Raw genomic sequence first — 25724 nt, forward strand, 5'->3', positions numbered from 1 at the left:
TATGACAGGTTTTTGTTAGTCTAATCATTATGCTGCTGACTGCCCAATTATTACTAGATTACCAACGCTGTCATCGTCGAGCGTTTCTGGATATGTACGGAAACGATCGCCAACGAGACCCTCCGAGTGACTATCTGTTGAAATTAAGACAGGATAGTTCCGCCTACCAAAAAACGATCCTTGCCCATCATTCCTATGATAAACCAGAGTATGCCCACGGCAATTGGCAAGAAGGCACTTTAGCGACTCTAGCCCTCATGCAAGAAGGGGTAGAGACGATCTATCATGGGGTTCTTTGGCTTGGGGAAATGGATTTAGAGTTTCTGGATCTACCCCATTTTCTGCCTCAGCATTGGGCAAAATTCTCTTATCTGAGTCATCCGACCTTATGGGTAAAAACCCCTGGAGAGTCGAAATTTGGCCCCTGGAAATATACTCCGGTGGATATAAAATGGGGCAAACGCCCTAAGCGAGAATATCAAATGGTCTCGGTATTCCATGCTTGGATTTTAAGTCAGATCCAAGGAGAATGGCCCGATAAAGGAGAATTGGTGTTAAGGGAGCGATCGCCCTATACAGTAGATTTAGCCCGTCTTTGGCCAGACTTCCAAAGTCTGTTGACCGAAATGCTGACCATGCTCCTAGAATCGAACGAACCGGAAGTGTTCATCAGTCGGCAAAAATGCAGCCTTTGTCAATGGTTAACCGGTTGTCATCAAGTAGCTCAACAACAAAACCATCTCTCTTTGATTCCAGGAATTACCCCTAAACGCTATGAACGCCTCCAGGAATTGGGGTTAACGTCCCTAGAATCCTTAACTGCTGAACAGTTGCCCGATTTAGCTCCAGAATTTGGACAGCAGGTGAGTGTACAAATTATTCGCCAAGCTCAATCGAGTTTAGAACAACGGGCGATCCCACTCCACCCCTGGACTCCAGAAGATTTTCCCGTTACTCCCGTTGAACTCTATTTTGATATTGAAACAGAACCCGACTTAAATCTAGAATATCTGTTGGGGGTTTTGGTGATCGATCGCACGGCGCAACGCTCCCGCTTTTATCCCTTTTTAGCGCGATCGCCAGATGACCAAGAACGGATGTGGCAAGCTTTTCTGGAACTGGTCAACCGCTATCACCCAATGCCCATTTTCCATTTTTGCGAATATGAAGTCAAAGCCGTCAATACCTTAGGGCAACGGTTTGGTACACCCGCATCGGAATTAAAACCCCTGATCCGTCGGTTTGTCGATATCCACGAACGAGTCACCCGCTTTGTCACCCTACCCATTGAAAGTTATGCCCTCAAAACCATTGCCCGATGGATGGGGTTTGAATGGCGAGATGAGAATGCTAGTGGAGCGCAAACCGTCTATTGGTATGACCAATGGCTCAAAAGTGGCGATCACACCTTCTTAGACCGGATTATCTACTATAACGAAGATGACTGCCGAGCAACCTACCATGTCAAAGAATGGTTAGTGTCCTTTCTCCAACAAATGCCGCCCCCAAATCAACAAATCCCGCTTCAGTCCGTCCATATTGGCGATTTCGGGCAAATGACCCCAACAGTTAAATCCCTGTTTCTCGAATAGGGATATACTGGGTTCATTATGGGAGAAAATTAAGGCCACTAAGGTCGTTACGCCCAAACCCGGCCCGGAAGAGATCGCCTGGGTCAACAACTCCCGGCCAATCCCTTTACGGTGAAACCCCGGATCGATATAAATACTCACTTCTGCCGTAGCTTGATAGGCAGGACGACCATTTAAGAAATCATTCAAACTCAGCCACCCCACAATCTGGTCATTGATTTCCTTAACCCAAAGGGGTCGGGAATGAGGAGAATGGTCTTGATACCAAGGCAGACGACTTTCAACGGAAATCGGTCGCAGATCTGCCGTAGCCAAACGACAAGGAACAGAAGCATTATAAATTTCAACTATTTTCGTTAGATCGGCTTCACGGGAATATCTGATGGTCATGCCAAACAAGAATTTATATGAAATCCTTAAAGGTTTACTACGATTGAAGACAGGTGAAATGAGCAGTATAACCGATGGAGGGAAGTTCAAGGTTAAGATCAATACAGAATTAAATCCCAGGAGTCAGATCCAGACAACATCTAGGAACTGACCCCGTGTCAAACCATTCAATCCAACAACCCAACCCTATGGATAACAATAATTTGATTAATCAATTACTCATGCTTGGAGTCGGAACAACCTCAATTGTCGCTGAAAAGCTCAAAGAAGCCAGTGAAGAATGGGTGAAAAACGGCACGATCAACCCAGATCAGGCCAAAGACATGATGGATGACTTGGTAGACCAGCTTAAAACCGAGCAAGGCAGCTTCGATGAACACTTGCAACGCCAACTGCGGAATTTGTTGATGGACTGGGGGGTTCCCCGTCAGTCTGAGATGGATGAGTTGCGCGGAAGGCTAGACCGATTGGAGCGACAAGTGCGAGACTTGGAAAATAAACTGTGGCGTTAATGACGCTCTTGAATCGACGATCGCATTGAGGAAAAGTTACGTGAAAGAAATTTGGATTACCTTTGGGGTTATGGTGACCTGTGCCGTGATTTTGGTGGCCGCACAATTATTGGGTTCGCCCAGTGAGGCTAATGCTGCTAAGGTATCAGAGGTTTCCCCTGCGGAAATCACTCAAGTGACCAATCAAGGAGCAACTCAACTGATGGCTAGTGCCGAAAATAGCAGTGAAAATTTAGCCCCAGCAGAAGCAACAATGACCCCATCGGGTCTCAAGTATGTTGATGTGGTAGTGGGAGAAGGAAAAAGCCCAGAAAAAGGCAATAAAGTGACGGTTCACTATACGGGAACCTTAGAAGAAAATGGGAAAAAATTCGATAGTTCCCGCGATCGTAATCGCCCCTTTACCTTTACCATTGGCGTTGGCCAAGTGATCAAAGGCTGGGATGAGGGCGTAATGTCTATGAAAGTCGGCGGACGCAGAAAACTGACCATTCCCCCAAATTTAGGTTATGGCGAAAGAGGGGCAGGCGGTGTCATCCCCCCCAATGCGACCTTGGTTTTTGATGTGGAACTCTTGGATGTTAAATAACTCCCTAGTGGGCTGTATTAGGGCAAGTGTTTAGAAAATCTGTAGGGGCGAACGGCTGTTCGCCCCTACATGCCATTTGTTTCAGCGATGCTCCCCCCATTCCGCCACCTCCCTTGGACTTACTCACTCAACTGGCTGCTAATCTAAAGCGATTAAAATAAAAAGAGGAGATTCCAAGGGAAGAAAGCTGCCATGTCGGAACGGAAAAATACTGAAAATCCACGCCGTCGCCGCCGTCGCCGGAGTAGTCAGGAACCACAGAATCAGAACACTCAACCGAAGCGGAATCGCAGGTTTAGCAGTAGTCGCCCACCCGTCACCGAAGAACAACTCAAACCGGGGGCAAATTTATCGAGCGCGATTTTGAGCGATCGCAACCTAACAGGAAAAAATTTACAAAATGTTTCTTTCACTCATGCCGTTTTGCGAGGGGCAAACCTGGAAGATGCCGATTTGACGGGTGCAGATCTCAAGTGGGCACACCTTCACGACAGTCAAATTAACGAAAATACCCGCCTCGATCCGAAGTGGAAATTAGTTTGGGAATTGGTAAATTTGAGACATGAAAATCGGGACTGTTCCGGTGCTGATTTGTCATTCGCAATTTTAGACGAATCCGATTTACAAAGCATTAATTTTTCCGGTGCAAATTTATCCCAATGTCGCCTCAGTGATTCAAATTTGAGTGAAGCTAACTTTCAGGATACCAATTTGACTCAAGTTTTTGGCCGACAAGCCAATTTTAAATCGGCTAACTTTAACGAAGCCAAATTACATCGGCTTAACTGCGATCGCTGTGACTTTTCGGGGGCGAACTTTCAAGATGCCGATTTATCGGACGCATCCTTGCAAAACTCCAATTTTAAAGGGGCAGACTTTCGGGGCGCAAATTTGAGCCGCACTCGTTTGGAAAATTCTTGTTTGGAAGGGGTTGCGATCGACGATCGCACCCGTTTAGATGCGCGGAATTTGGTGCTGTGGAAACTCTTCAACCCCACCCATGCGGACGGCAATTTACAGGGTTTGTGGTTCCAAAAGGGAGAGCTGCGCGATCGCGACTTTCGAGGCTACAATTTCAGCAATGCTGTTCTCGGAAAAACCGATCTCAGAAATTGCGATTTTAGCGGTGCAAACTTAGCCAATGTCAGCTTGAACCGTGCAGATTTGCGGGGCGCTAATTTTCTCGGCGCGAACCTGACAGGAGCCGATCTACGACTCAGTATTATTGATGAAAATACCCAACTCGATCCGAAATGGAAATTATTTTGGCAGTTAGCGAATCAAGACACTCAATCCTTGCAACTCCAGGGGCGAGATTTGCAAGGATTGAAATTGATTGCTCTCGAATTAACCGATATTAACTTCAGGGGGGCTAATCTTAAAAATGGCAGTTTTAACAGCTCAACTTTAACTCGGATTGATTTTAGTCAAGCCGATCTAGAATCGGTGGATTTTACGGGGACAAAATTTGATTCGATTAATTTTTCGGGGGCAAACTTGACGGATGCCAAGATGTTTGATGCAGATTTGCATGACATGAACTTGCAGGGAGCAACATTGATTAAAGTCTCTCTTTGTAAAGGTAATCTCAGTTGCCAAAATTTACAAAATCAGAATCTCAGCCAAGCCAATTTTCGAGAAGCAAATTTGAGCAATGCAGGTTTATCGGGGGCTAATTTAAGCCAAGCTAACCTGAATCGCAGCGATCTCACGGGGGCTAATGTACGGGATGCCAATTTAGAAATGGCAGTCATTTCGGGAGCGGTTTGGGAGGGGACAACGTGCGATCGCGCCAATTTTTCGCTCATCTCCTGTACTCAAGTGAATTTGAGTCAAATTAGCTTGCAAGATGCGAATTTCCAAGCCGTTAACTTGCCAGATGCGAACTTTAGCCAAGCCAACCTATCCGGCGCAAACTGCGATCGCGCCAAACTGCCGAAGGGAAATTTTCAAGCGGCAATGTGTAACGGTGTTAATTTCCAAAATGCCGATTTAGAACACTCGGATTTCAGCCATTCGAGCTTGTGCGGTGCCGATCTCCGGGGGGCGAATCTGTGTGGAACTAACCTCAAAGATGCAGCGATCGATCGTTCAACTCAATTTGATCGCACGGGACGGATTTTGTGGGAATTGCAAAACCGAAGTTATGCGGGACAAGATCTCCAAGAAATGGATTTGAGGGATCTGGATTTCCAAGGGGTTAACTGGGATGGTGCAAACTTAGAAAATGCCAATTTGAGCAACTGTAATTTTGCCGCAGCGAGTTTGGTTGGGGCAAACTTAAAAGGGACAGCTCTATTTAAAACCAACTTCGATCGCGCCAATCTCAGCCATGCCAATTTAGAGGAAATGAGGAGCGATCATATGCTGTCATTTCGGCAAGCAAACCTCAGCCATGCCAATCTCCAACATCTCAATTTGTTGAATTTATCCGGTGCAAATCTCAGCCACGCAAACCTCACAGATACCAACTTAGCAGGAGCAAATTTGAATGATGCCGATCTGCGAAATGCCAATCTTAATCAAGCCAATTTAACCAGAACCGAAATTAATCAAAATACCCAACTCGATCCGAAATGGCGGTTGGTTTGGCAACTTCTCAATCAAGAAGATTTTGCCACAGAGTTGACGGATGTCGATCTGAGTCAAGCCTACTTAGCTAGAAGTGAATTTGTCGGGAAAAATTTAACAGGTGTCAATTTTACTCATACGAATTTAGAACAAGCCAATTTAAACCATGCCAATTTAGACGGCGCGAATTTGGATGGCGTGAATTTGGACGAAGCTAACTTAATTGGAACGGTGATTTCCAGAGCATTAAATGTGAGCGATCGCGTCCGAGAACTTTGGGAGATTGCCAACCCATCTTCGGATCGAAAAAATTACCAAAATGCCAATTTAGAAAATGCCAATTTTGCCGGGATGGATTTGCGGGAATGCAATTTCAGTTATGCCAACCTGACAGCCGCAAATCTGGAAAACGCAAACTTAGAGAATGCAAACCTGGAAGGGGCAAATTTAGAAGAAGCGAATCTAGAGAATGCCAATTTAAACGGCGCAAATTTAAAACAGCTTCAAGGCAACTATGCTAACTTTAACTGTGCCAGTTTTATCGGTGCAGATCTGAGTCATGCGGAATTTGACGATGCCAGCTTTTCCGAAGCCAATTTAGCTGGTGCAAACCTCAGTCATGCTACATTTCACGGTGCATATTTACATCAAGCCTGTCTGCGGGATGCGACACTCTGTCACGTTACATTTGATTGGAGTGATGATGGAACAAATTTAGAACACGCAGATTTAGAAAATGCCGATTTGGAAGGGGCAAATTTATTGGGTTCTTATCTGAGTAATGCCAATCTCCAAAATATCAATTGGACGGGGGCAAATTTAGAAAACTTACAGTTTCAAAGGGCAAACTTACAAGGTGCGGATTGGTCTCAAGTGGCACAGTGTGTCGAAGTAGAATTGCGGGATGCCAATTTGCAGAATGCCAACTTCCAGGGATTAAATTTATACCGAATAATTTTGCAAGGTGTCAATCTCAGTGGCGTTGATTTACGAGGGGCTAATTTACAGGGAGCCAATTTCAAAGAGTGTCAGATTGATGATTCGACTCAGTGGGACGAAAAATGGCAGGTGATTTGGGAAATTGTCAATCAAAACCGTCGGGTTGACTTACAGGGACAAGATTTGGAAGGTGCATATTTGGTGGGGGTGGATTGGCATGGTGTTAATTTACAAGCGACTAATTTGGCGGGAGCGATGTTACACAATGCCAATTTGGAAGGCGCTAATTTAGAGAACGCGAACTTGAATCGGGCGCATTTGGTACAGGCAAATTTGACGCAAGCGAACTTGAATGGTGCGGATTTACGAAATGCCAATTTAACCCAGGCGAATTTAACCCAGGCGCAGTTATTGGGGGCGCAGTTGGAAGGGGCAAATTTGAGTTCGGCAAAAACGCGAGATGCCAATTTTGGCGATCGCACTTCTGCTTCCATTGAACAAATCATCCAAACCGTCCGAGAATCGCGATCGCCCGGTTTATTAGAACAGTTAAAATTAGCGGGTTGGAATCCAAAAACTGATTTAGCCGGACAAGATTTGAGCAGACTGCAATTAAACAATATCAATTTATCCGGTTTTGACTTGCGGGGAGCAAAATTGATTCAAGCCAATTTAAGTGAAACTAATCTCAGTCAGTCAGACTTGACGGATGCAGATTTAACTGGAGCATTTTTAAGCCGAACCAATCTCGATCGCACCAATTTTACCCGTGCTAACTTCCAGGATGCTTCATTGCAAAATATCACAAAAATTTCAGAAGCAAACTTTACTGATGCCAATCTTTCTAAGGCATTAATCCAGAATGTTGATTTTCACAATAGCATGATGAGAAATGCGAATTTTACATCAGCTCGGTTGTATATGAGTCGGTTTAGCACTGCTGATCTGACGGGGGCAGATTTACGCAAAATGCAGATGAATTCTGGAAGTTTAGGTTCTCCAAATCTGACGGATGCGGACTTGCGGGGTGCTAAATTAAGTGTTTGTGGAAATGACATTAATTTAACCGGAACAAAAATTGATCAAAAGACTCAAACTGACGATCGCTTTATGGCATTGTGGAATCGAATGAATTCCAATTAAAGGTTATTATCGGAGGTGAATCAATAACCCACTCCTCTTGCTAACCTTACGAGGGTTGGCAACTACAATCGTTGAATCGGACTGGATATGACGCGCCAACCCCACGATCAATTCGCCAAACAATACCTCAAAGAACTCCTAGAACCCCTGGGAACCGTAGAAATTAGTCGAGAAATTCCCGGCGAAACCTTACAAATCGATCTATTTTTTCAGCCTGCACCTGAACCGCCAAGCAACCCACCTGCTTTGGGTTTGCTGAGGCAATTAGCTGCTACCCCATCTTTGTGGGAACCCTTCCGCAATTGTCCCACTAACCCAGAAATTCGCAATTGCATTCTTAAACTGTTCTATGTCCATGGAGAACTACAACGGCAAGCCAAACGCCAAAAGCAAACTCTTCAGGAAAGTGAATTACCGCAACTCTGGATACTAACGCCAACTCTTTCTGAACGAGTCATGGAATTCTGCGGCGCTCGCTCTAACTTAGAACAGTGGTGTTCTGGAGTATATTTACTTCCTGGGTTAATCAAAACGGGGATAATTGCCATTAACCAACTGCCAGAAACCCCAGAAACGCTATGGTTGAGACTGTTGGGAAAAGGGGGAACTCAGAAAAGAGCCATTCAAGAGGTGGTTGAATTGCCCCCAGATCATCCTCAACAGCGCAATATTTTGGAACTGATTGGGATTTGGCAGATTAATGTAGAAACTAGAATAGACTTAAATCCAGAAGATCGGGAGTTAATTATGGAATTATCACCAGCTTACATAAAATGGCGCGAAGATACGATTCAACTCGGACTTGAACGAGGAATTGAGCAAGGAATTGAGCAAGGAATTCAACAGGGACTGGAGCAGTTGCGGCAAACCCAACGTTTAATGATGGAAACGTTACTCAGGAATCGCTTTGGTTCTTTAGATGAGGAGTTAACGGCAATTATCGATCGCTTGCTGGAATTGTCTCCAGAAGAGGCAGTTTCGGTAAGTATGCAAAGTTCCCGCGAAGAGCTGTTAGCCCGGTTTAGTGAGCAGGGTGACGGGGAATAGAAGAATGGGGGGGGAAGACGTGGAGACGCGGTGATACACTATTACCCCAATTGTTTCGGCTGTCGCCGACATGAAAATTATTAATTGTTTAATTATTAGATTGTGTCAGAATCTTCTAAATCATCTCGCTCTTTAGCGGGAATTGCAGGGTTAGTGGCGATCGCCACTTTAGTCAGTAAAGTAGCCGGTTTAGTTCGCCAACAGGCGATCGCGGCGGCTTTTGGTGTGGGCCCGGCAGTAGATGCCTATACTTATGCCTATGTGATTCCCGGTTTTCTGCTCATCCTCCTAGGGGGAATTAATGGCCCGTTTCATAGTGCCATTGTCAGTGCTTTAGCCAAGCGCAAACCGGAAGAAGCTGCGCCTTTGGTGGAAACGATTACTACATTAATTAGTCTGATTTTACTGCCCGTGACCCTATTTCTGATGGTGGCAGCCGATCCCCTGATCAATTTGGTAGCTCCAGGACTCTTGCAAACGCCAGAAGGAATAGAGATTCATGCGATCGCCGTGGAACAACTGCGGATCATGGCTCCCCTGGCGCTCCTCGCCGGTTGGATTGGTATTGGATTTGGCACATTAAACGCGGGCGATCAGTATTTCCTCCCCTCCATTAGTCCCTTGTTTTCCAGTTTGACCATTTTAGCCAGTTTAGGCGCTCTCTTCCTGCAATTAGGCTCCGATATCATCAACCCCGAATATGCTCGCATCGGCGGTCAATTCCTAGCCTGGGGAACCCTGGGAGGTGCGGCGATCCAATGGTTAGCGCAACTGGTGGTGCAATGGCGATCGGGGTTGGGAACACTACGGCTCAGGTTTCAGTTTCGTCAACCGGGAGTGGGTCAAGTGTTGCGGGTTCTCGGCCCGGCAACCTTATCTTCGGGGATGATGCAAATTAACGTTTACACTGACCTGTTTTTTGCCTCGTTCATCCCCCAAACCGCCTCAGCGTTAGGATATGCGGGATTATTGGTGCAAACACCTTTGGGTATTCTCTCGAATATGCTTCTGGTTCCCCTGTTACCCGTTTTTTCTCGACTTACGGAACCGGAAAATTGGCCGGAACTGAAGCAGCGCATCCGCCAAGGGATGATTTTGACGGCGCTGACGATGTTACCATTGGGAGGGTTAATGATTGCCCTCAGTGATGCGATCGTGCGGGTGGTGTACGAGCGCGGAGCCTTTAACCCGCAAGCGTCCCAGTTTGTCTCAAGTTTACTCGTAGCCTATGGCATCGGCATGTTTGTCTACTTAGGCCGAGATGTATTGGTGCGTGTCTTTTATGCCCTCGGAGATGGTCAAACCCCATTTCGGATTAGCACGATCAGTATCGTCTTGAATGGGGTTTTAGATTATGTATTAATTCAGTCCTTTGGCGCACCCGGTTTAGTCTTAGCTACAGTTGGCGTTAACCTATTTTCCATGGTGGCGATGATTATTTTGCTCGATCGAAAGCTTCAGGGTTTACGCTGGCAAGGGTGGATCGTTCCGATACTGAGCTTGACGGTGGTGAGTGCGATCGCCTCCTCCCTAGCATGGTTCATCAACGACACCTTAGAACAACTCTGGACAACCCCCAGTTTCCTCTTCCATCTCCTGCAACTCTCCATTTCCGGCTCCATCGGTTTAGGCATTTTCGCCCTCCTCTGCCTCCCCCTGAAGTTACCGGAAACCGAAGCCTTTATCGCTCGTATCCGCCAAAAATTAGGACGGTAATATTTGGGTAGAGTGACAGAAGAGGGATATGTACCGTTATCTATTATTCGGATGAATTCCTGCGAATCCTGGCTTTAAGCTTTTAGTAAGTTTAGCCTCTGTAGGATAACGACCAGGAGAATAATTTTTGTAGTCGTCTTTATTAATAAGAAAGACTCGCCTGTAGTAATATTCTTCCCCTTCCCAATCCAACAAAGGAGTGCCAACCTTTACCTCTGAATAACCTACAATAATCATATCATCTCTTTGAACACAAGAGATGTCACGAGATAATCCTGCTCGCCATGGTATTGGTTCAGGCTCCCAGCAACGTACCCAGGGAAATTCATTAGTATCTTGAAGCCAAACTAAGTTCTCTTCGTATTTCAGATAATCTTCCACGTTCTTCTCTCTAACTTGATGGCATTTTTCCATTTTTCTTACCAAGCTTTGTTTAGGTACTAATTTTCTGGCTGGTGGTTCTCTTGGAGTATCTAAATCATCAATGCTGGGGTCTATTTTTACTGATGAAATAGAGCCATCTATCTGACAATTGTGGATATTGTGGTAATCCCAGGTCTTAAGTGCTTGATCTATACTTTCTTCAGCAGAATCTGTAAGGAAATGCATTCTTACATATCCTTTAATTGGAATACTAACCCTGTACATCTCTCTTTTCCCTTCCTCACTGTAAATATATTCTGGTACGTCGTACTTATTTTTAAGTACCCGTCGAATGGTTCGCTCGCTTGGAGGATCTGCTTCTCCTAGCTTTGTAGCCCTTTCTTGTACTTTTAAGGCAATCTCTTTTATACTTATCCGTCTGCCTTTGATCAGTTCCTCCATGTAGGTATCCTGAATAAATTCTTGCCACTCTTGAGAAATTCGATGCTTAGTTTTATCAGCTCTAGTGGTTGGAAAGAGGGCTGAAACTCCATTTTCTTTCCAGTCCTTCATCAATCGCTGCACAGTTCGCTTGGATTTACCAAGCTTCTGAGCAGCTTCCTCCAGCTTTTGCTTGTATGTCTTGCGATCACAAGGCTCAGACAAAGACTGAACTACCTCTAGCCGCAGCTTTTCCTCCTGGGACATTTGGCCATAGATCAGAGAGTATATATCCTCTCTACTCATATGTTCTTCCATACTTTCCTCTTCCTAAGTGGATTTGATCTTCAGTCTATACAATTCCAGATTATTCGTCAATATTTTTTTTAGAGTGACAGATTAAGTGTCACTCTTGCTGTAAAGTAGCTGCATTCCTGAAAAAACATTGGGTACAGGTTGTTCATCTTGCCCAGCAAGAAGCTCTCAAAACATTACAGAGCAAGGAATACATGGATTATAGTGATTCCAAATAAGAGACAGATATAGTGTAATACCATTTCTCTATGAAGTTGCGCTTAATAAGGCATCGACCAAGTAGTCCCATCCAGTAATCGAGGCGATGGTATCAAAGGAAAAGCACTGACTGGACTTGGCGAACTCTCTCGGCTCCAAAACGACTATGAAACCGCCTTCTCCTATCACACTCAAGCGATCGCAATCTTAGAGAAACTGAGGGTAAAATGTGACCTCGCTGAAGCGTATTATCAACTGGGATTAACCTATCAAGAAACCGGAGAACTTGCCCAGAGCCAAGATTACTTTAACCGAGCCATTTAACTCTGGGAAAAAATCAACGCGCCGAAACAAGTGGCATGGGTACGGGCATCCATGAAAAAGTAAACCTGATCCATCTTTTGTCACCCTGGGAAAACCCTTGTCTTGACTGAATTATAGAACTCTTGCCATGTTGGGCGATCGCTCAACATGACAGAAGGAAAGATACATCCCAAATCAGTTCTATAGCAGAGAAAGAGTCAGTTAGGACAAAGTTCAAGACTGAAACCTAGCTACTATTTCCTATTCCCTATTCCCCAGCGCACAGCGCTATATAAAACCCTCTCCTACCCACCTTTTTGAGTCAACTCTAAGCTGCCAGCGGTTGCCGGGAATTAACTACAGCTTGATAATAGCGGTGTAGTTGGCGAGTGGCAGAACTCCAACCCCAGCGCTCGGCTTCCTGACGAGCATTTTGGCGCAGAGTATCGCGCTCGGCTTGATTATCGAGTAATTTCTGGGTAGCGGAAATCGCACCTTGGGGATCGGTGGGATCGAAGAGGTAGCCGTTTACGCCATCGGTGACAATATCGGTGATGCCGCCGGTTCCCGCAGCGACGACGGGACAACCCGCAGCCATGGCTTCGAGGAGAACCAAGCCGAGGGTTTCGGTGCTGGAGGGGAAGATAAAGGCATCAGCCGAAGCGAAGGCAGAAGCAAGAGTTTGGCCGCGCAGATAACCGACAAAATGGGTGGAAGTACCGGCAAAATGTTCTTCTAAAATAGCTCGGTTGGGGCCATCACCCACCAGTGCTAACCGTGCATCGGGGATACTTTCAAGGACAGGTTTAATGCGATCGATTTCTTTTTCTGCGCCTAATCGTCCGACGTAGAGGAGGAGAGGACTATCCGGATGCCCTTGGGAAAGGCGATCGCGCATTTCTCTAGAAGCTAAACTGGGATGGAACAGTTCCGTATCGACACCTCGCTGCCATAAATCCACCCGTTCAATCTCATGGTTAACCAGTTCCTGTACCATCACACTAGAGGTACAGAGGTTGAGATCGGCTTGATTATGGGCCCCTTTAAGCAACTCCCATAACAAGGGTTCTAACATGCCTAACCCATAGTGTTGCAAGTATTGGGGCAGATGGGTATGGTAAGAAGCTACCAGGGGAATATCAAACTTCTTGCCATAATACAGTCCTGCTAAACCCAGGATTGCAGGATTAGCCACATGAATCAAATCGGGATTAAAATCGGCGATCGCCTCCCCAATTGCTGGTCGTGGAAATGCCATTTTCAACTCTGGATACCAAGGCAACGGCATTCCCGATACCCCATAGATGTTAGCACCCTTATATTCCGTCAGTCCTCCCTCCGGACAAACGATCAATACGCGATCGCCCAACCGTTGCAGATGATCGACCGTTTGGGTTAGACGAGTAACAATACCATCAATTTTGGGTAAAAACGTTTCTGTAAATAGAGCAATTCTCATAAAAAAGCACAATTCTAAAACAATATCGAAAAACCATCAATCGGGTAATGGGTGATATCATGCCCTCTTAAACCATTGTCATTGCGATCGGAGGGAAGCAATCGCCAAGATTACCAAAATTGGGAAGATTGCTTCATTCCTCTTCGCGACCTTCGCAATGACTTATCCTAACTGACTAGACGGATATGATATGACTAATAACGGGGGGCTGAACAAATTAATTCCGCCGCCAAGAGACTTTAGGAAGAATTTGACTCTCATCCACTCGACCTTTGTATGTTTGAGCCACATTAATCAAAGAATCAAGCAGGGACTCTTCTAAGTTATGCGGTTCTAAACCTAGATCTTTAAGCTTGGTGTTTTTCGCATTAAAATAATGCTCTTCCAATTCTACACGGGGATTATCCAGGTGGTTAATTTCTACCGATAATCCGAGGTGTTTACCTGCTTTAGCAACCATGACCGCTAAATCACTAATGCTAAACATTTCAGTGAACTGGTTAAAGACTCTAAATTCACCAGCATTGGCAGGATTATTTATCGCAATTTCAATACAGCGAACCGTATCGCGGATATCTAAAAAGCCTCTCGTTTGTCCACCTTTACCATAAACCGTGAGGGGATGACCGATCGCCGCTTGAATACAGAAGCGGTTGAGCGCGGTTCCGAATACACCATCATAATCGAGACGGTTGATCAGCAACTCGTCCCGTTTGGTTTGCTCCGTATACACGCCATAAACCACCCCTTGGTTCAAGTCTGTGGCTCGCAAACCCCAAATCTTGCAGGCAAAATGGATATTGTGGCTATCATGAACCTTCGAGAGATGATAGAAACTTCCCGGTTGCTTCGGATAGGGAAGGGTATCTTTTCGTCCATTATGGTTAATCTCGATATAGCCTTCTTCAATATCGATATTGGGCGTTCCATATTCACCCATAGTTCCCAATTTCACCAAATGGGTTTCAGGAAACTCCTCTTTCATTGCAAATAAAAGATTCAAGTTTCCAACTACATTATTCGTCTGAGTCATGACCGCATGTTCGCGGTCAATCATCGAAAATGGAGCCGATCGCTGTTCCCCAAAATGGACAATCGCCTCGGGTTGAAATTGACGCAAAGAGCGAATCAGGAAATCATAATCGTTGATATCGCCAATAAACAGATCGATGGTTTTGCCGGTTAATTCATGCCATTTACGTAACCGTTGCTGAATCGGTGCGATCGGTGTCAGGGTCTCAACACAAAGCTGTTGATCCCAATGACGACGCACGAGATTATCCAGAATCCCTACTTCATAACCATGGTCAGACAGATAAAGTGCGGTAGCCCACCCACAATAGCCGTCACCACCAATAACCAGGACTTTCATAACGTCACTCAATTCAAAATCATTTACCGATACTCGGTCAATGTATCAGGTTTGTGTCCCCTGTGACACATTTCTTAAAGAAATATTGCTATCGGAATTTTCCATCATATCTGCCGATCTCCCTAGGGCTTGTCGGTTTGAGTAACCCAAAGTGCAATACCATCAGCGAGAGTGTCTGCTAATTCTTGTTGGGACTTGGGATCGACGATCCACTCAAATTCTCGCGGGTTAATCATAAAGCCCAACTCTAACAGAATGGAAGGGGCGATCGCCGGACGAGTCAGAGCCAAATTGTTCCAAAACACCCCATAGGACGGCCGCTGGAGTTCATCCACCAAATATTGATGTAAAAACACCGCTAAACCATGGCTCTGGGGATGATACCAAAACGTGCCGATTCCAGCCGTATTCTCTGCATCTCCGGCATCGGGAAGGGCATTGTAATGGATGCTCAAGGCCAGATCTGGCTCCTGCGCTTCAATGATCTCCACCCGGTCATGGGGCCAGAGGTCATCATCCTCTTCGCGGGTCATCAACACCGTTGCCCCTCGTTTTTGCAGAGCGTCCCGCAGTAGCTTAGAGACCACCAAATTCACATCTTTTTCTGGATACCCGTTTGGCCCCCTTGCACCCAAGTCATTCTCGCTCCCATGGCCGGGATCGAGTAAAATCCTCATGCCCTGTAAGGGTTGAGAGGATGAGCGAGAAGGCTGGGGAGGATGACGCAAGGATAAAATTAGGGTCGTACCTTCATAGCGCAGCTTGTAGCCCCATTGTTGCTCGGTTTTGAGGGCAAATGTATAGTCAATGCGTGTCGGTGAAACCTGCTCCCAATCGAGGCGCTCAATTAAAGGGCCATCATTGAGATAAATAGTATCGGTTTGAGCGGTAGTATTGTGCAAACTCAGGGTTAAACTATTTTGGCGCTGCTGAATACTAACGGGAACTGGGACTTGCAGGGGAAATACAATTTCCGTCCATCCAGAGGTTTGACGACCCTGAATACTGCGAATGAGGGAAACAGGAGGAGCTGCACTAGAAAAGACTCGTGTTTCTTCTCGTTTGATCCATGCACCGTAGTCTAATCTGAGCCATTCCCCTTCTTCAGCCGTAATTGTGGCGCGGGTTCCTTGCGGAAGGGGTGTTAACCGGGAATAGTTGGTACTTGGACCCGTACGAGCGACTCCATTTTCAGCAGTCACTTCGGCAATTTCAAATTGCTTAGGAGAAAGAATAGATACGGTTCCCGGAGCTGCTTGGGTTAAGGTTTGGCCGTTGAGCGTGAGGGTAAATTGGGGTTGACCTAAATTTTGCGCCTCTGAGGTGAGGGGAAGCGTCGCACAGCCTTTATAGGTAGTACTTGCAACGGTTGTCGGTTGGTTTTCTCCGGTGAGAACTGCTGAATTCGGCGGCAGTTGGGGCAGGGTAGAGAGGGGGGTTAAGGGTAGGGTTTGTTGGCCGAGAGTAACTGTAACGGTAGCTGGGGTGGGAGCAACAGCGGAAAAACAAACTTGTTCTCCAGGAGGTTTAGCGATATTGACTCCCGGTGTTAGCGATCCCTGGGCAAAATTCAAACCCACGGGAGCAGGAGGAAGGGCAGATTTCCGGATCACAGAGATCTGTTTTTCCTGATTTCCATGGCGCAGGGTAAAGGTATTCTCTCCCATTTCCAAGGAAAAACTAGGGGCAAAATGCCCTTGAGGAGAACGAGAAATGACTTGACCATTCACCTTAACCTCTCCTCCAACGGGAGCTGTACCAATGAGGAAGATGCGATCGGCCGTGGTTTCATGGCGATCGCGAGGATAAGCAATAAAGATATCAGAGTTGGCAACAGTAGGAGCGGCGATCACCACGGCACTCAGAACGAGGATAGAAGATAAAGCAAATTTCACAGGATTATTAATACGATTAATTATTCGTTAATTTCAATACCGGCGGCTCGTAATTGGGCGGCTAGGCGATCGGCTCGCGATCGTTCAGCATCAGCTCGTTGACGTTCTTGCTCCACTTTTTCTTTACCCCACAGCAATAGATTGTCTTGTTCATCCCACCAGCGTAGCCAATAGCTCTCTAGGTTTTCTCGACAACCTTGCCACACTCCTAAGTATAAACCCATTTCGGGTATCCAAAATCGCCCTTCTGGATTCGGAGACTTCAGATTGTAGCGTTGGTGGTTACCTAAACGATAGAGTTCTAATTCTCCCGTTTTTGGGTCAAAAATCCCGTAATTGGGCACTTGTAGGATTTGCTCATAATAGAAATATTTGCCTGGAGGATAGGTCGCTTTTATCGAATATTCCCCTCCATCCGTATCCGATAAAAATTCTAGGACAATGACCGGTCGATCGCCTTGTAAGTTTGGGGTATAACTGCGGATCACCTCTGGACGCTCCACTCGGATTTGGGGAATATAGGCCCAATCAGGAGCTTTAACCACCATTTTGCCATTGACAGTGGCACAGATGCCATAGTTGGTTGGCGTTAGGGCACTTTCAGGTAATTTCCCAGCTTGGTCTAAACTCTCAGTTAGGGCAGCAGCTAGGGCGGGTTGATGAATATTATCCACAGGATCGTCAGGGAGTTGGAAGTCGTCCGGTAGTTTTTCCCAAGTAATTTTGTAGGCTGAAGAAGTGGCTAACATGGTTTCAGGTACTGGGAAGGGTCAATGTTGATTATTTTATCAGGTTGAGATGGGGAATAGGGAGATGCAGGAACGCGGAGAATGAGGTAATTCTAGGACAGTTCGGGCTATCAGAATTTATAGGGGACCATATCGCGATCGCCCATTCACTACATGGCTCAGGGATTTGCACACAAAGCAGCAGAACGGGAAGGCTGATGGTGCAAATAATCTTTTAGCCAGGCACAGCCACGATCGAACCAATAGTCTAAATCATAATTAAACCGCCAAAGTCTAACTGTACCATCATGGCTTGCAGAGGCAAGCCATTGACCATCAGGGCTAAAGCTAACTTCATTGAGCCAATCCGTATGGCCTTCTAATGTCATGATTTCTTCTCCATTAAGTCGGGAAATTTTTACGGTTTTATCATCACTGGCAGAAGCAATCATTTGACCATCTGGACTGAAGCTAACACTAATCACTGGCGCGGTATGATTTTCAAATGTATTGACTAATGTCCCATCTAATTTCCAGAGTTTCACCGTTTTATCTCGACTTCCGGAGGCTAGTAGATTGCCATCGGGACTAAATCTGACACTGAAAATTGTACTTTTATGACCTCTAAATGTTGCCAACTCCGAGCCATCTAATGTCCAAATTTTAATCAGATTTTCATTTCCGGCAGAAGCAATCAATTGCCCATTTGGACTAAAATGAACCGCTTGAACGCCATCACTATGACCCGACAATATGGCAAGATTATTCCCATTTAGATCCCATAATTTTACGGTTCGATCTAAGCTGGCAGAGGCAATAGTTTGACCATCTGGACTAGAATCGACATCAAGTACTATATCCTGATGACCTCTGAAGGCACGAGTCGTACCATCGTGGAGCGATCGCCATGTTATGGTTCCATCTCGACTGCCATAAACGATCCTCTGCCCATCTGAACTAACATCGAGTCCATAGATTCTTTCTTGCTCTTGCACTAAGGTGGCTAATTCCTTTCCTTCTTGGACACTCCATAACCGGATACTGCCATCAGCACTACTGGAGATGATGGACTGGCGATCGGGAGTAAATTGAGCGGTATAGACTTTATCTTGATGACCCTTAAAAATTCTTAAGTCACTCCCCTGAAGTTTCCATAACTTCACCATACCATCGGCACTCGCTGAGGCGAGGGTTTGGCCGTCAGGGCTAAATATGACACTATTGACCCAATCATTATGACCGGAAATAGTAGAAATCACTTCTCCTTTCATATTCCATATAATGATGCTTTTATCTCGACTTCCAGAAGCCAAAATTTGACCATCTGGACTAAAACTTAATCCTAAAACTGTATCCCGATGGCCTTTGAGCGTGGCGATCTCTTTACCCTGCAAATTCCAGAATTTAATCAATCCCTTTTCATCAGCAGAAGCGAGAAATTTGCCATCCGGACTAAACTGCACGAATGTGACGGCACTTTGATGACCTCGATAAGTAAGGCGGTGTTTGCCCGTTATTGTCCAAATGTTTACTGTATGATCGTTGCTGGCAGAGGCGAGTAATTGTCCATCTGGACTAAAGCTAATCGATTCTACAGAATCTTGATGACGACGATAGGTGAGGAGAGTTTTACCCTCTAAATTCCAAAGTTTAACGGTTCCATCTCGACTACTAGAGGCTATCAATTCACTATTCAGACTAAAGGTTACGTTATATATGCGGTCTTGGTGTCCGTGGAAAGTTTTAATTGCAGAAAAGTTAGCCAGATCCCAAAGTTTAATTGTGCCATCAATGCTGGCAGAAGCCATCCATTGACCATCGGGACTAAAACTGACCCAATAAACTCGATCTTGATGGTCTTTTAGAGTGGTCAATAGAGTACCATCTTGCTGCCAAATTTTGACTGCACCATTATTTTGAGCAGTGGCAATAAATTGGCCATTAGGACTAAAGTTGACATGATAAATAATGCTTTGGGTTTCTAAGCGATTGAATTCTTTGAGGTTGTAGATAGCGTTGGCGAGACTATTGATGACGTGATGAGTAATGTTGGCTGATTTTAAGCGGGGATGTTGGCCCAGTTGGGCGGCTGCTTCTAGGGCAGTGATGAGGGCTTCGAGTTGTTGTCCAGAAGTCGATCGCATTAAGGTTCTGGCGGTGGTGGATTGGGCGATGATACTTTGTTCTAGGGCAGAGATGGCGTTATTTTCGGCAATCTGACGTTGTTTGAAGGCTTCTTGTTGTTGGTAATGGGCAGTTCCAGCAAAGAGTATGGCGAGTCCGGTGAGAATCAGGGAAATAATGGTCGCGGCTCGCATTCCAACGAGGAAGCGGCGATCGCTTTTTTGCCGTTGTTGTCTCTCCCGTTCTAGATCAGCCAGCAGTTGCGCTCCTTTTTTATGGCGAATAAAGGGGACTAAATAATCGTGAACTAATTGATAATGATCGTCGAGTTCTCCAGATAGATGGAGGACTAAACCAGATTTGACAAAGATTTCTAAGACTAAGTTGAGGCGATCGCCTTTTTGCTCTAAGGCTTTTTCTAAGCTGGCTTTGGTTTTTAGGGGACGGGTATTGTCATCATCTGTTAACAGGTATAACACTAATTCGGCGATTTCCTCTTGTTCCGGGCCGCAATCGCGCACCACTTCATCTAAGTAGACATCGATTAATACTTCTTTGGGATGACTGCCGAGCCTTTGATAATCACGCAAAGTGGTAATGCTTTGATTTTCCAGTTGAGCGCCGATCAGTTGCAGTTCAATCGGGCGAATTTCTTCTTGTTCTGTGGTTAAGTCTTCAACCAGGCGATCGATTAAGGATGGCTCTAAGGGAGTGGAAGAGCGATGGGTAAGATATTCAATAATCGTCTTTGCTTCTAAAGGTGAAAAGTTACCCAAGTAATATAAAATATCTTCATAATTTTTATCTAATTCCCCCAAGTCAGTATATCGAGTTAATTCCAAGAGATAATAGATATAATCTTCTCGAATAGAAAGTACAATTTTTACATAGGCAATCTTCAGGCAAGCTTGGATGAAATCATAAAATTCTTGCCTTTCATTGCAGTCGGAATAATGGAGAAAAAATTCCTCCAATTGATCGAACAATAAAACTGGAATTTGATGGTGTTGAGTCATTTCCTCAACTCGCTGTAAAATAGCGCTAGAAGTAGGGCTAATAGCTCTAATTTGAAGACTACAATCTTCTTGCCAATGATGATAAACTTGAATAAAAATCGGGAAGTAATTATTCCCTTCAAAAGAACTCAGTTTGAGGGCCGTCACCAAACCCGCTTGTAGTAAGGAACTTTTGCCAACTCCAGAGGGGCCATAAATTACCGTGAGTTTACGGTCTCGTCGTTCCATCCGGGTCAACAAGTTATCAATATCTTCTTGTCTTCCAGAAGCCGCTACAATTTCGCGTGTTGTTTTGGTATTGTGTGAGGTAATATCTAAATGGGTAATTCTTTTCGGCTTAGGAAATCTACCCACTCCCATAAAAGATCGCAAACCATATTGGGCTTCAATTGAGCGTTTTTCTAGCTTAAAACTAAAGGATTTTAAGTATTTTTTGTCCTGCCAATAGAGCTTTATAGATTCCTCCAAAATCTCACTGTAAAGCTGGGTAGATAATTTGGGAATGCATTTTTTTTTCGCGACTTCGAGACGAGCGATCGCCCCTTGAAATTCTTCCAATTGAATTTGTGCTTTTGCCCTTAAAAAATAAAATCTAGACAGCTCATTTTTGAGAGTATTCCCTGGATTAGTATTGGATTCTAATGTCTGAATCGCTTGTTGCGCAAGAAGTTTTGCTTCCTGCCAACAGTGATTCTCTAAGGCCACTTGTGCTAAATAGCCATAATCTTGAGCAAGTTGTAAGCTCGATCCATACAATTGATGAATGCTCAGAGCTTGTTCAGTAATAGATTTGAGATTTTCCCAGTTTTCTAAACTCTGTAAAATGGTTTGTAAGTAGCTCAGAACTACTCCCATTAAGTCTGGCTGATTCACTGTCTTGAAACAGTCCAACGCTTGGCAAAAATATTCTTGGGATAATTTATAATCACACACTTTCTCCTTCGGACTTTTGACTTTAGATTTTTCTAAATACACTAATCCCAAATGAAATACGACAAACCCTTTTGCTCTAATATTCGATAATTGATGCCAAGACTTGAGACTTTGGCATAGGCTATCAATAGCCTGATCGAATTGAGATTTAGAGCACTGAAGTTGAGCGAGCATAAACTCAAATTTTGCTTGCAATTCCAGAGTTAGTGTAGGATAAATGCGTTGAATATCTTTACTGAGCAAGTCTAAATCCAGTTGATGTAAGGAAGAACAGCAATAGGAAGCTGGATAATGTAATGACTCAAATAAAGTATGGGATTCTTCAGATAAAAACTTGAGGATATCTGCTTCAGAAATTGTGAAGCGAATGGGTGGCGGATTCCAACTGTTGATATCTGAGGCTAATCTGCCTAGATGACGTAAAATACCATCGGTTACCCAGAGGACAATGGGAAAGACAAAGCTTTGGCGAATTTGATCCCGTTTTTGATTGGCCGAAATCAGCAGCTCAGAAATTGAGCTGACTGATTCTAGACCTAAAATCATTAAGGCATCGGGAGATTGTCCTTCAATGGCTTTCAGAACAGCGGTATGAAACCCGGTGGCGTGTTGGGGGAGGGTAATACTGAGAGTGTTAACCTGATATTCTTGGGTGAGTCGATGTAAGACTTGGGTGCGTAAGCTGACGGAATTACAGGAAGCTTGGATCAGAGTAAATTTGCCGCGCCGTAATTTTAAGGTACGAGCTAGAGTTTTGAGCGATCGCTCATTTTCTAGTTCTGGTGTATCCTGCATTAACTGCTGTTTTCAATCTAAGTCTGATACCATTTTTCTTTCATCGTGCTACGACAGATATCTTCCCCTTACCTCTTAACCCGTTGTCTTTGTCTTAAATTCTGCTGGCTTCTTGAGCTTGCCATTGCTTAAAGCGTTGGGTTTCTGCTAAGAGGGGATTGAGTCCAAACCAGCGACCGCGATGATCTTGATATTCAAATACAAATAAACTGCGCAGGAGGGTTTGATATTCCCGTTCTCCTTTGAGATTTTGTTCTTGAACCACTTGAAAGAGTAACTCCCATTCATGGTCATCAACGGCTAAAAGTAGGCGATCGCGGGCTTCGCGAATGGCCCGTTCGAGAACTATACTACTAATCGGAGGGTCTTCTTCTTGGATACAGCGATACAAAATCCCCAATAAGTTCCTCGCATGACCTCCACTTACCCAACAGAGGCGATCAAGGCTTGCCGGTTCTTCAAAGATTTGGGTGACGAGTTCTAGGCGATGTTGAGGGAAAACATCGGGAAAAGCTCTAGCAAGTACCATTTGCCGCAGTAATTCCATACCACTGGTGCATACAGTTCCATCTCGGTTACAGACGGGAACCATGGGTAAGACTTTGGGATCGAGTCCTCCCCCCAGGCGGTTTTTTAGGGTTTCACAGTCATTGGAGAAGACGAGGGAAAGGGGGAGGGTGTAGACTAAATGGCAGTTGAGTTTTCGCAGTTGTTCGCCGCGATCGACAAACAGGTATTCAGGGAGCAGTCGGCCGGACGTGGAAATTTCCCGGTTTTCCACCCGGTCAAGATTGTCAATAATGACGACCAGACCTTTATATCCCCGGTGTTTGAGTTGGGAGATCGCCACACTCAGGACTTCATCATTGATGAATTGTAAGATGCGGTTAGTTTGCGGTTCTAGATACTGTCTCAGTTGCGATCGTAACTTGGGACTATCCATGGCTCTAGCGGTAATTTTACCAATCCCCACCGGCAACGAAACCTCAAATTCCCCTTCTGTACTGGCTTTGACTCCTGCACCTAGAACTTCTGCTTCTCCAGAAACAATGACAGGGGTTTGTAAAAAATCCCAGATTTCATTGAGAAAGGACTTAAATCCTTTGGGTTGCAGTTCAATTTTTTGCTGTTCTAAAGTTTCACTCACCTGACGAGCAATCGCCAAGAGAATATCGGTAATATCGACATCATTTTCGTCTAAATCTTGGGTGGATTCAAAGTAAATGACATAAAATCCGTCGCCTTCAAGTTCCGATTGTAGGCGGGATAATTCTGTTGATTTACCACAGCCAATATGACCCGTAAAAAGCTGACAAGTGGGTTTATTGGGAGACAGGCGAATAATGGTTCGTTTGAGAGCTTCAATAATTTTCCCTCCGCGCACTGAACTAAAATCGATATAGTAGCGGCGATCGCTGATCCTGCCCATCATCAACGTTTTACTGGGATCGCAAGCATCAAAAAACTCTTGTAAATCGATGTTCATCCTAACTTTTTAGTTTTGAATAAAACACAGGATTTTTGGAAGAAAAATCGAGTTTTTGGCAAAACTCCTAAGTTCAGATCCTGAATCGACAAAAACTTTGCCTCCTGTCAACGCTAACATATCTTTACGCTGAGGATCGCTATGGGACTCACCCCTCATTTCCATAGCCTTGATTCAAAACCGGGGCAAAATGTCCCCCAGGGGAGCGAGAATGACTTCACCATTCACACGAACCTATCTACCAATGGCAGTTATGTCAATGAGGAAAATGCGATCGGCAGTGGTTTCATGGAGATCGTGACGATAAGTAATGCAGAAACAACTCATATTTTTGAGTTATATCCAAAAGATTGCGAGTTGTTCTTTCAACATTCAGGCGGGGAAGTTCTTGAGAAAAACATAACTTACTATTAACAGAGAAATTATGGATATTTATGCATATTCGTCTTACTTGCAAGGCTCACTTAAAACCTAAAGGAGTGTCAAGGAAATAGTGAGTTTTTACTTATCTAAACTTATTGGATTGAGTAACACAGGTCGGGGGAAATCTAGTGTGTGGATAGGGAAGATAGGGAGAAACGGAATTGTTTTTTTGTTGGGTTTTTATGCCTCCATTCCCCCCATCCCATCTCAGGATAGCGCTCTGAGCAAGGCTTCTCCCATTTCCCGACATCCAACTAATTTTTGTCCTTCAGACATGATGTCGCCCGTACGATAGCTTTGATTGAGAACCGTTTGTACCGCCTCTTCGATCGCCTCTGCTGCTTGAGGTTGGTTAAAGGCATAGCGTAACATCATCGCCCCACTGAGAACTTGAGCGAGGGGGTTAGCCTTATCTTGTCCAGCAATATCGGGGGCCGATCCATGAACGGGTTCAAATACTCCAGGGCCCGATGCGCCTAAACTAGCTGAGGGTAACATGCCAATACTACCGGTTAGCATGGCGGCGGCATCGGAGAGAATATCGCCAAATAAATTACCGGTAACGATAGTATCAAATTGTTTGGGCGCTCTCACCAGTTGCATCGCTGCGTTATCTACATAAAGGTGAGAGAGTTGGACATCGGGATAGTCAGAAGCCATAGCCGTCACGCGATCGCGCCAGAGCTGCGAAACTTCTAGGACATTGGCTTTATCCACAGAACAGAGTTGACTCTTCCGTTTTTGAGCAATTTCAAACGCTACTTTCGCAATGCGATCGATTTCCCCTTCAGTATAGGCCATGGTATTTACGCCCCGTTTTTGTCCCGTTTCGGTCTCAAAAAGGCCTTTGGGTTCGCCAAAATAGACTCCACCGGTTAATTCACGCACCACCATAATATCGACCCCTTCCACAACTTCTCGTTTCAGGGTGGAAGCATCAATCAGTTGGGGTAAAATAGTTGCCGGCCGCAGATTCGCAAACAACCCTAAACCCGATCGCAGAGCCAATAGCCCGGTTTCTGGTCGTTGAGAACGGGGCAAATTATCCCATTTATATCCTCCAATAGCTGCCAGCAACACGGCATCACTTTGACGACAAGTGTTGAGCGTTTCTTCTGGAAGGGGGCTACCCGTAGCATCAATCGCCGCACCACCGATAAGTGCTTCTTGAAAGTTAAACTCTAAATCAAACTTAGGGGCGATCGTCTTTAAGACATCCACCATCACAGCGATAATTTCGCTGCCAATGCCATCCCCTGGAAGTAACGTAATCCGGTAATGCTCAGTCATAAATGGGTTTTTCGTTGCTTAATACTTGTAACCTTCCAGTATAGCGCTCGTTTATTTACAAAAGGGTAAAAACACGGAATGTAG

The 25724-nt window shown here is 45.0% G+C and carries 17 protein-coding genes; 8 read left to right on the plus strand and 9 right to left on the minus strand.

The genetic code is table 11. From position 1 onward, the window contains the following. Window positions 1–29: 29 nt before the first annotated feature. Window positions 30–1592, plus strand: a complete 1563-nt coding sequence (locus tag J7529_RS14200) for a TM0106 family RecB-like putative nuclease (protein ID WP_318729503.1) — start codon at window positions 30–32, stop codon at window positions 1590–1592. On the opposite strand, the gene J7529_RS14205 is transcribed toward J7529_RS14200, so the two are convergent. Continuing rightward, window positions 1476–1982: a GNAT family N-acetyltransferase gene (locus J7529_RS14205; protein WP_318729504.1), complete on the minus strand. Its 507-nt coding sequence runs from the start codon at window positions 1980–1982 to the stop codon at window positions 1476–1478. The genes J7529_RS14200 and J7529_RS14205 overlap by 117 nt on opposite strands. A gap of 188 nt (window positions 1983–2170) precedes the next feature. On the opposite strand from J7529_RS14205, the gene J7529_RS14210 reads away from it, so the two are divergent. From J7529_RS14210 to murJ, 5 genes are all read left to right on the plus strand, one after another. Next, complete coding sequence (locus tag J7529_RS14210; protein ID WP_271937968.1) at window positions 2171–2494, plus strand: phasin family protein; 324 nt, start codon at window positions 2171–2173, stop codon at window positions 2492–2494. Window positions 2495–2534: 40 nt separating this feature from the next. Continuing rightward, complete coding sequence (locus J7529_RS14215) at window positions 2535–3083, plus strand: FKBP-type peptidyl-prolyl cis-trans isomerase (RefSeq protein WP_318729505.1); 549 nt, start codon at window positions 2535–2537, stop codon at window positions 3081–3083. A 192-nt stretch (window positions 3084–3275) separates the two neighbouring features. After that, window positions 3276–7736: a pentapeptide repeat-containing protein gene (locus J7529_RS14220; RefSeq protein WP_318729506.1), complete on the plus strand. Its 4461-nt coding sequence runs from the start codon at window positions 3276–3278 to the stop codon at window positions 7734–7736. Window positions 7737–7823: 87 nt separating this feature from the next. Next, on the plus strand, window positions 7824–8783 hold the full coding sequence (locus J7529_RS14225; protein WP_318729507.1) for a hypothetical protein: 960 nt from the start codon (window positions 7824–7826) through the stop codon (window positions 8781–8783). A 102-nt stretch (window positions 8784–8885) separates the two neighbouring features. Next, window positions 8886–10499 (plus strand): murein biosynthesis integral membrane protein MurJ, encoded by a 1614-nt coding sequence (gene murJ / locus J7529_RS14230; RefSeq protein ID WP_318729509.1) that lies wholly within the window; start codon window positions 8886–8888, stop codon window positions 10497–10499. A 36-nt stretch (window positions 10500–10535) separates the two neighbouring features. On the opposite strand, the gene J7529_RS14235 is transcribed toward murJ, so the two are convergent. Next, window positions 10536–11621 carry a helix-turn-helix domain-containing protein gene (locus J7529_RS14235; RefSeq protein ID WP_318729510.1) on the minus strand — a complete coding sequence of 362 codons (1086 nt, stop codon included), beginning with the start codon at window positions 11619–11621 and terminating at the stop codon, window positions 10536–10538. Window positions 11622–11942: 321 nt separating this feature from the next. On the opposite strand from J7529_RS14235, the gene J7529_RS24745 reads away from it, so the two are divergent. Next, window positions 11943–12140, plus strand: coding sequence for a tetratricopeptide repeat protein (locus J7529_RS24745; protein WP_413038892.1), 198 nt, complete (start codon window positions 11943–11945; stop codon window positions 12138–12140). Window positions 12141–12447: 307 nt separating this feature from the next. Here J7529_RS24745 and J7529_RS14240 read toward each other — a convergent pair whose 3' ends face one another. The 6 genes from J7529_RS14240 to J7529_RS14265 all read right to left on the minus strand — a co-directional run bounded on the left by J7529_RS14240 (window position 12448) and on the right by J7529_RS14265 (window position 23927). Beyond that, complete coding sequence (locus J7529_RS14240; RefSeq protein WP_318729512.1) at window positions 12448–13578, minus strand: glycosyltransferase family 1 protein; 1131 nt, start codon at window positions 13576–13578, stop codon at window positions 12448–12450. A 217-nt stretch (window positions 13579–13795) separates the two neighbouring features. Then, window positions 13796–14950 carry a UDP-sulfoquinovose synthase gene (locus tag J7529_RS14245; protein WP_318729513.1) on the minus strand — a complete coding sequence of 385 codons (1155 nt, stop codon included), beginning with the start codon at window positions 14948–14950 and terminating at the stop codon, window positions 13796–13798. Between the two features lie 122 nt (window positions 14951–15072). Next, complete coding sequence (locus J7529_RS14250; protein ID WP_318729514.1) at window positions 15073–16845, minus strand: N-acetylmuramoyl-L-alanine amidase; 1773 nt, start codon at window positions 16843–16845, stop codon at window positions 15073–15075. 20 nt (window positions 16846–16865) lie between these two features. Further along, window positions 16866–17594 (minus strand): Uma2 family endonuclease, encoded by a 729-nt coding sequence (locus tag J7529_RS14255; protein WP_318729515.1) that lies wholly within the window; start codon window positions 17592–17594, stop codon window positions 16866–16868. 158 nt (window positions 17595–17752) lie between these two features. Continuing rightward, window positions 17753–22441, minus strand: a complete 4689-nt coding sequence (locus tag J7529_RS14260) for an eIF2A-related protein (RefSeq protein WP_318729516.1) — start codon at window positions 22439–22441, stop codon at window positions 17753–17755. Between the two features lie 94 nt (window positions 22442–22535). Further along, window positions 22536–23927 carry a P-loop NTPase fold protein gene (locus J7529_RS14265; protein WP_271937943.1) on the minus strand — a complete coding sequence of 464 codons (1392 nt, stop codon included), beginning with the start codon at window positions 23925–23927 and terminating at the stop codon, window positions 22536–22538. Between the two features lie 141 nt (window positions 23928–24068). On the opposite strand from J7529_RS14265, the gene J7529_RS14270 reads away from it, so the two are divergent. Further along, entirely contained in the window at window positions 24069–24341 is a 273-nt protein-coding gene (locus tag J7529_RS14270; RefSeq protein WP_318729517.1) for a hypothetical protein, read from the plus strand. A gap of 216 nt (window positions 24342–24557) precedes the next feature. Here J7529_RS14270 and leuB read toward each other — a convergent pair whose 3' ends face one another. Beyond that, on the minus strand, window positions 24558–25640 hold the full coding sequence (leuB, locus tag J7529_RS14275) for a 3-isopropylmalate dehydrogenase (RefSeq protein WP_318729518.1): 1083 nt from the start codon (window positions 25638–25640) through the stop codon (window positions 24558–24560). Between the last annotated feature and the right edge of the window lie 84 nt (window positions 25641–25724).

It is taken from the genome of Roseofilum sp. Guam, from assembly GCF_017746735.1.
GTDB classification, from domain to species: Bacteria; Cyanobacteriota; Cyanobacteriia; order Cyanobacteriales; family Desertifilaceae; genus Roseofilum; species Roseofilum reptotaenium.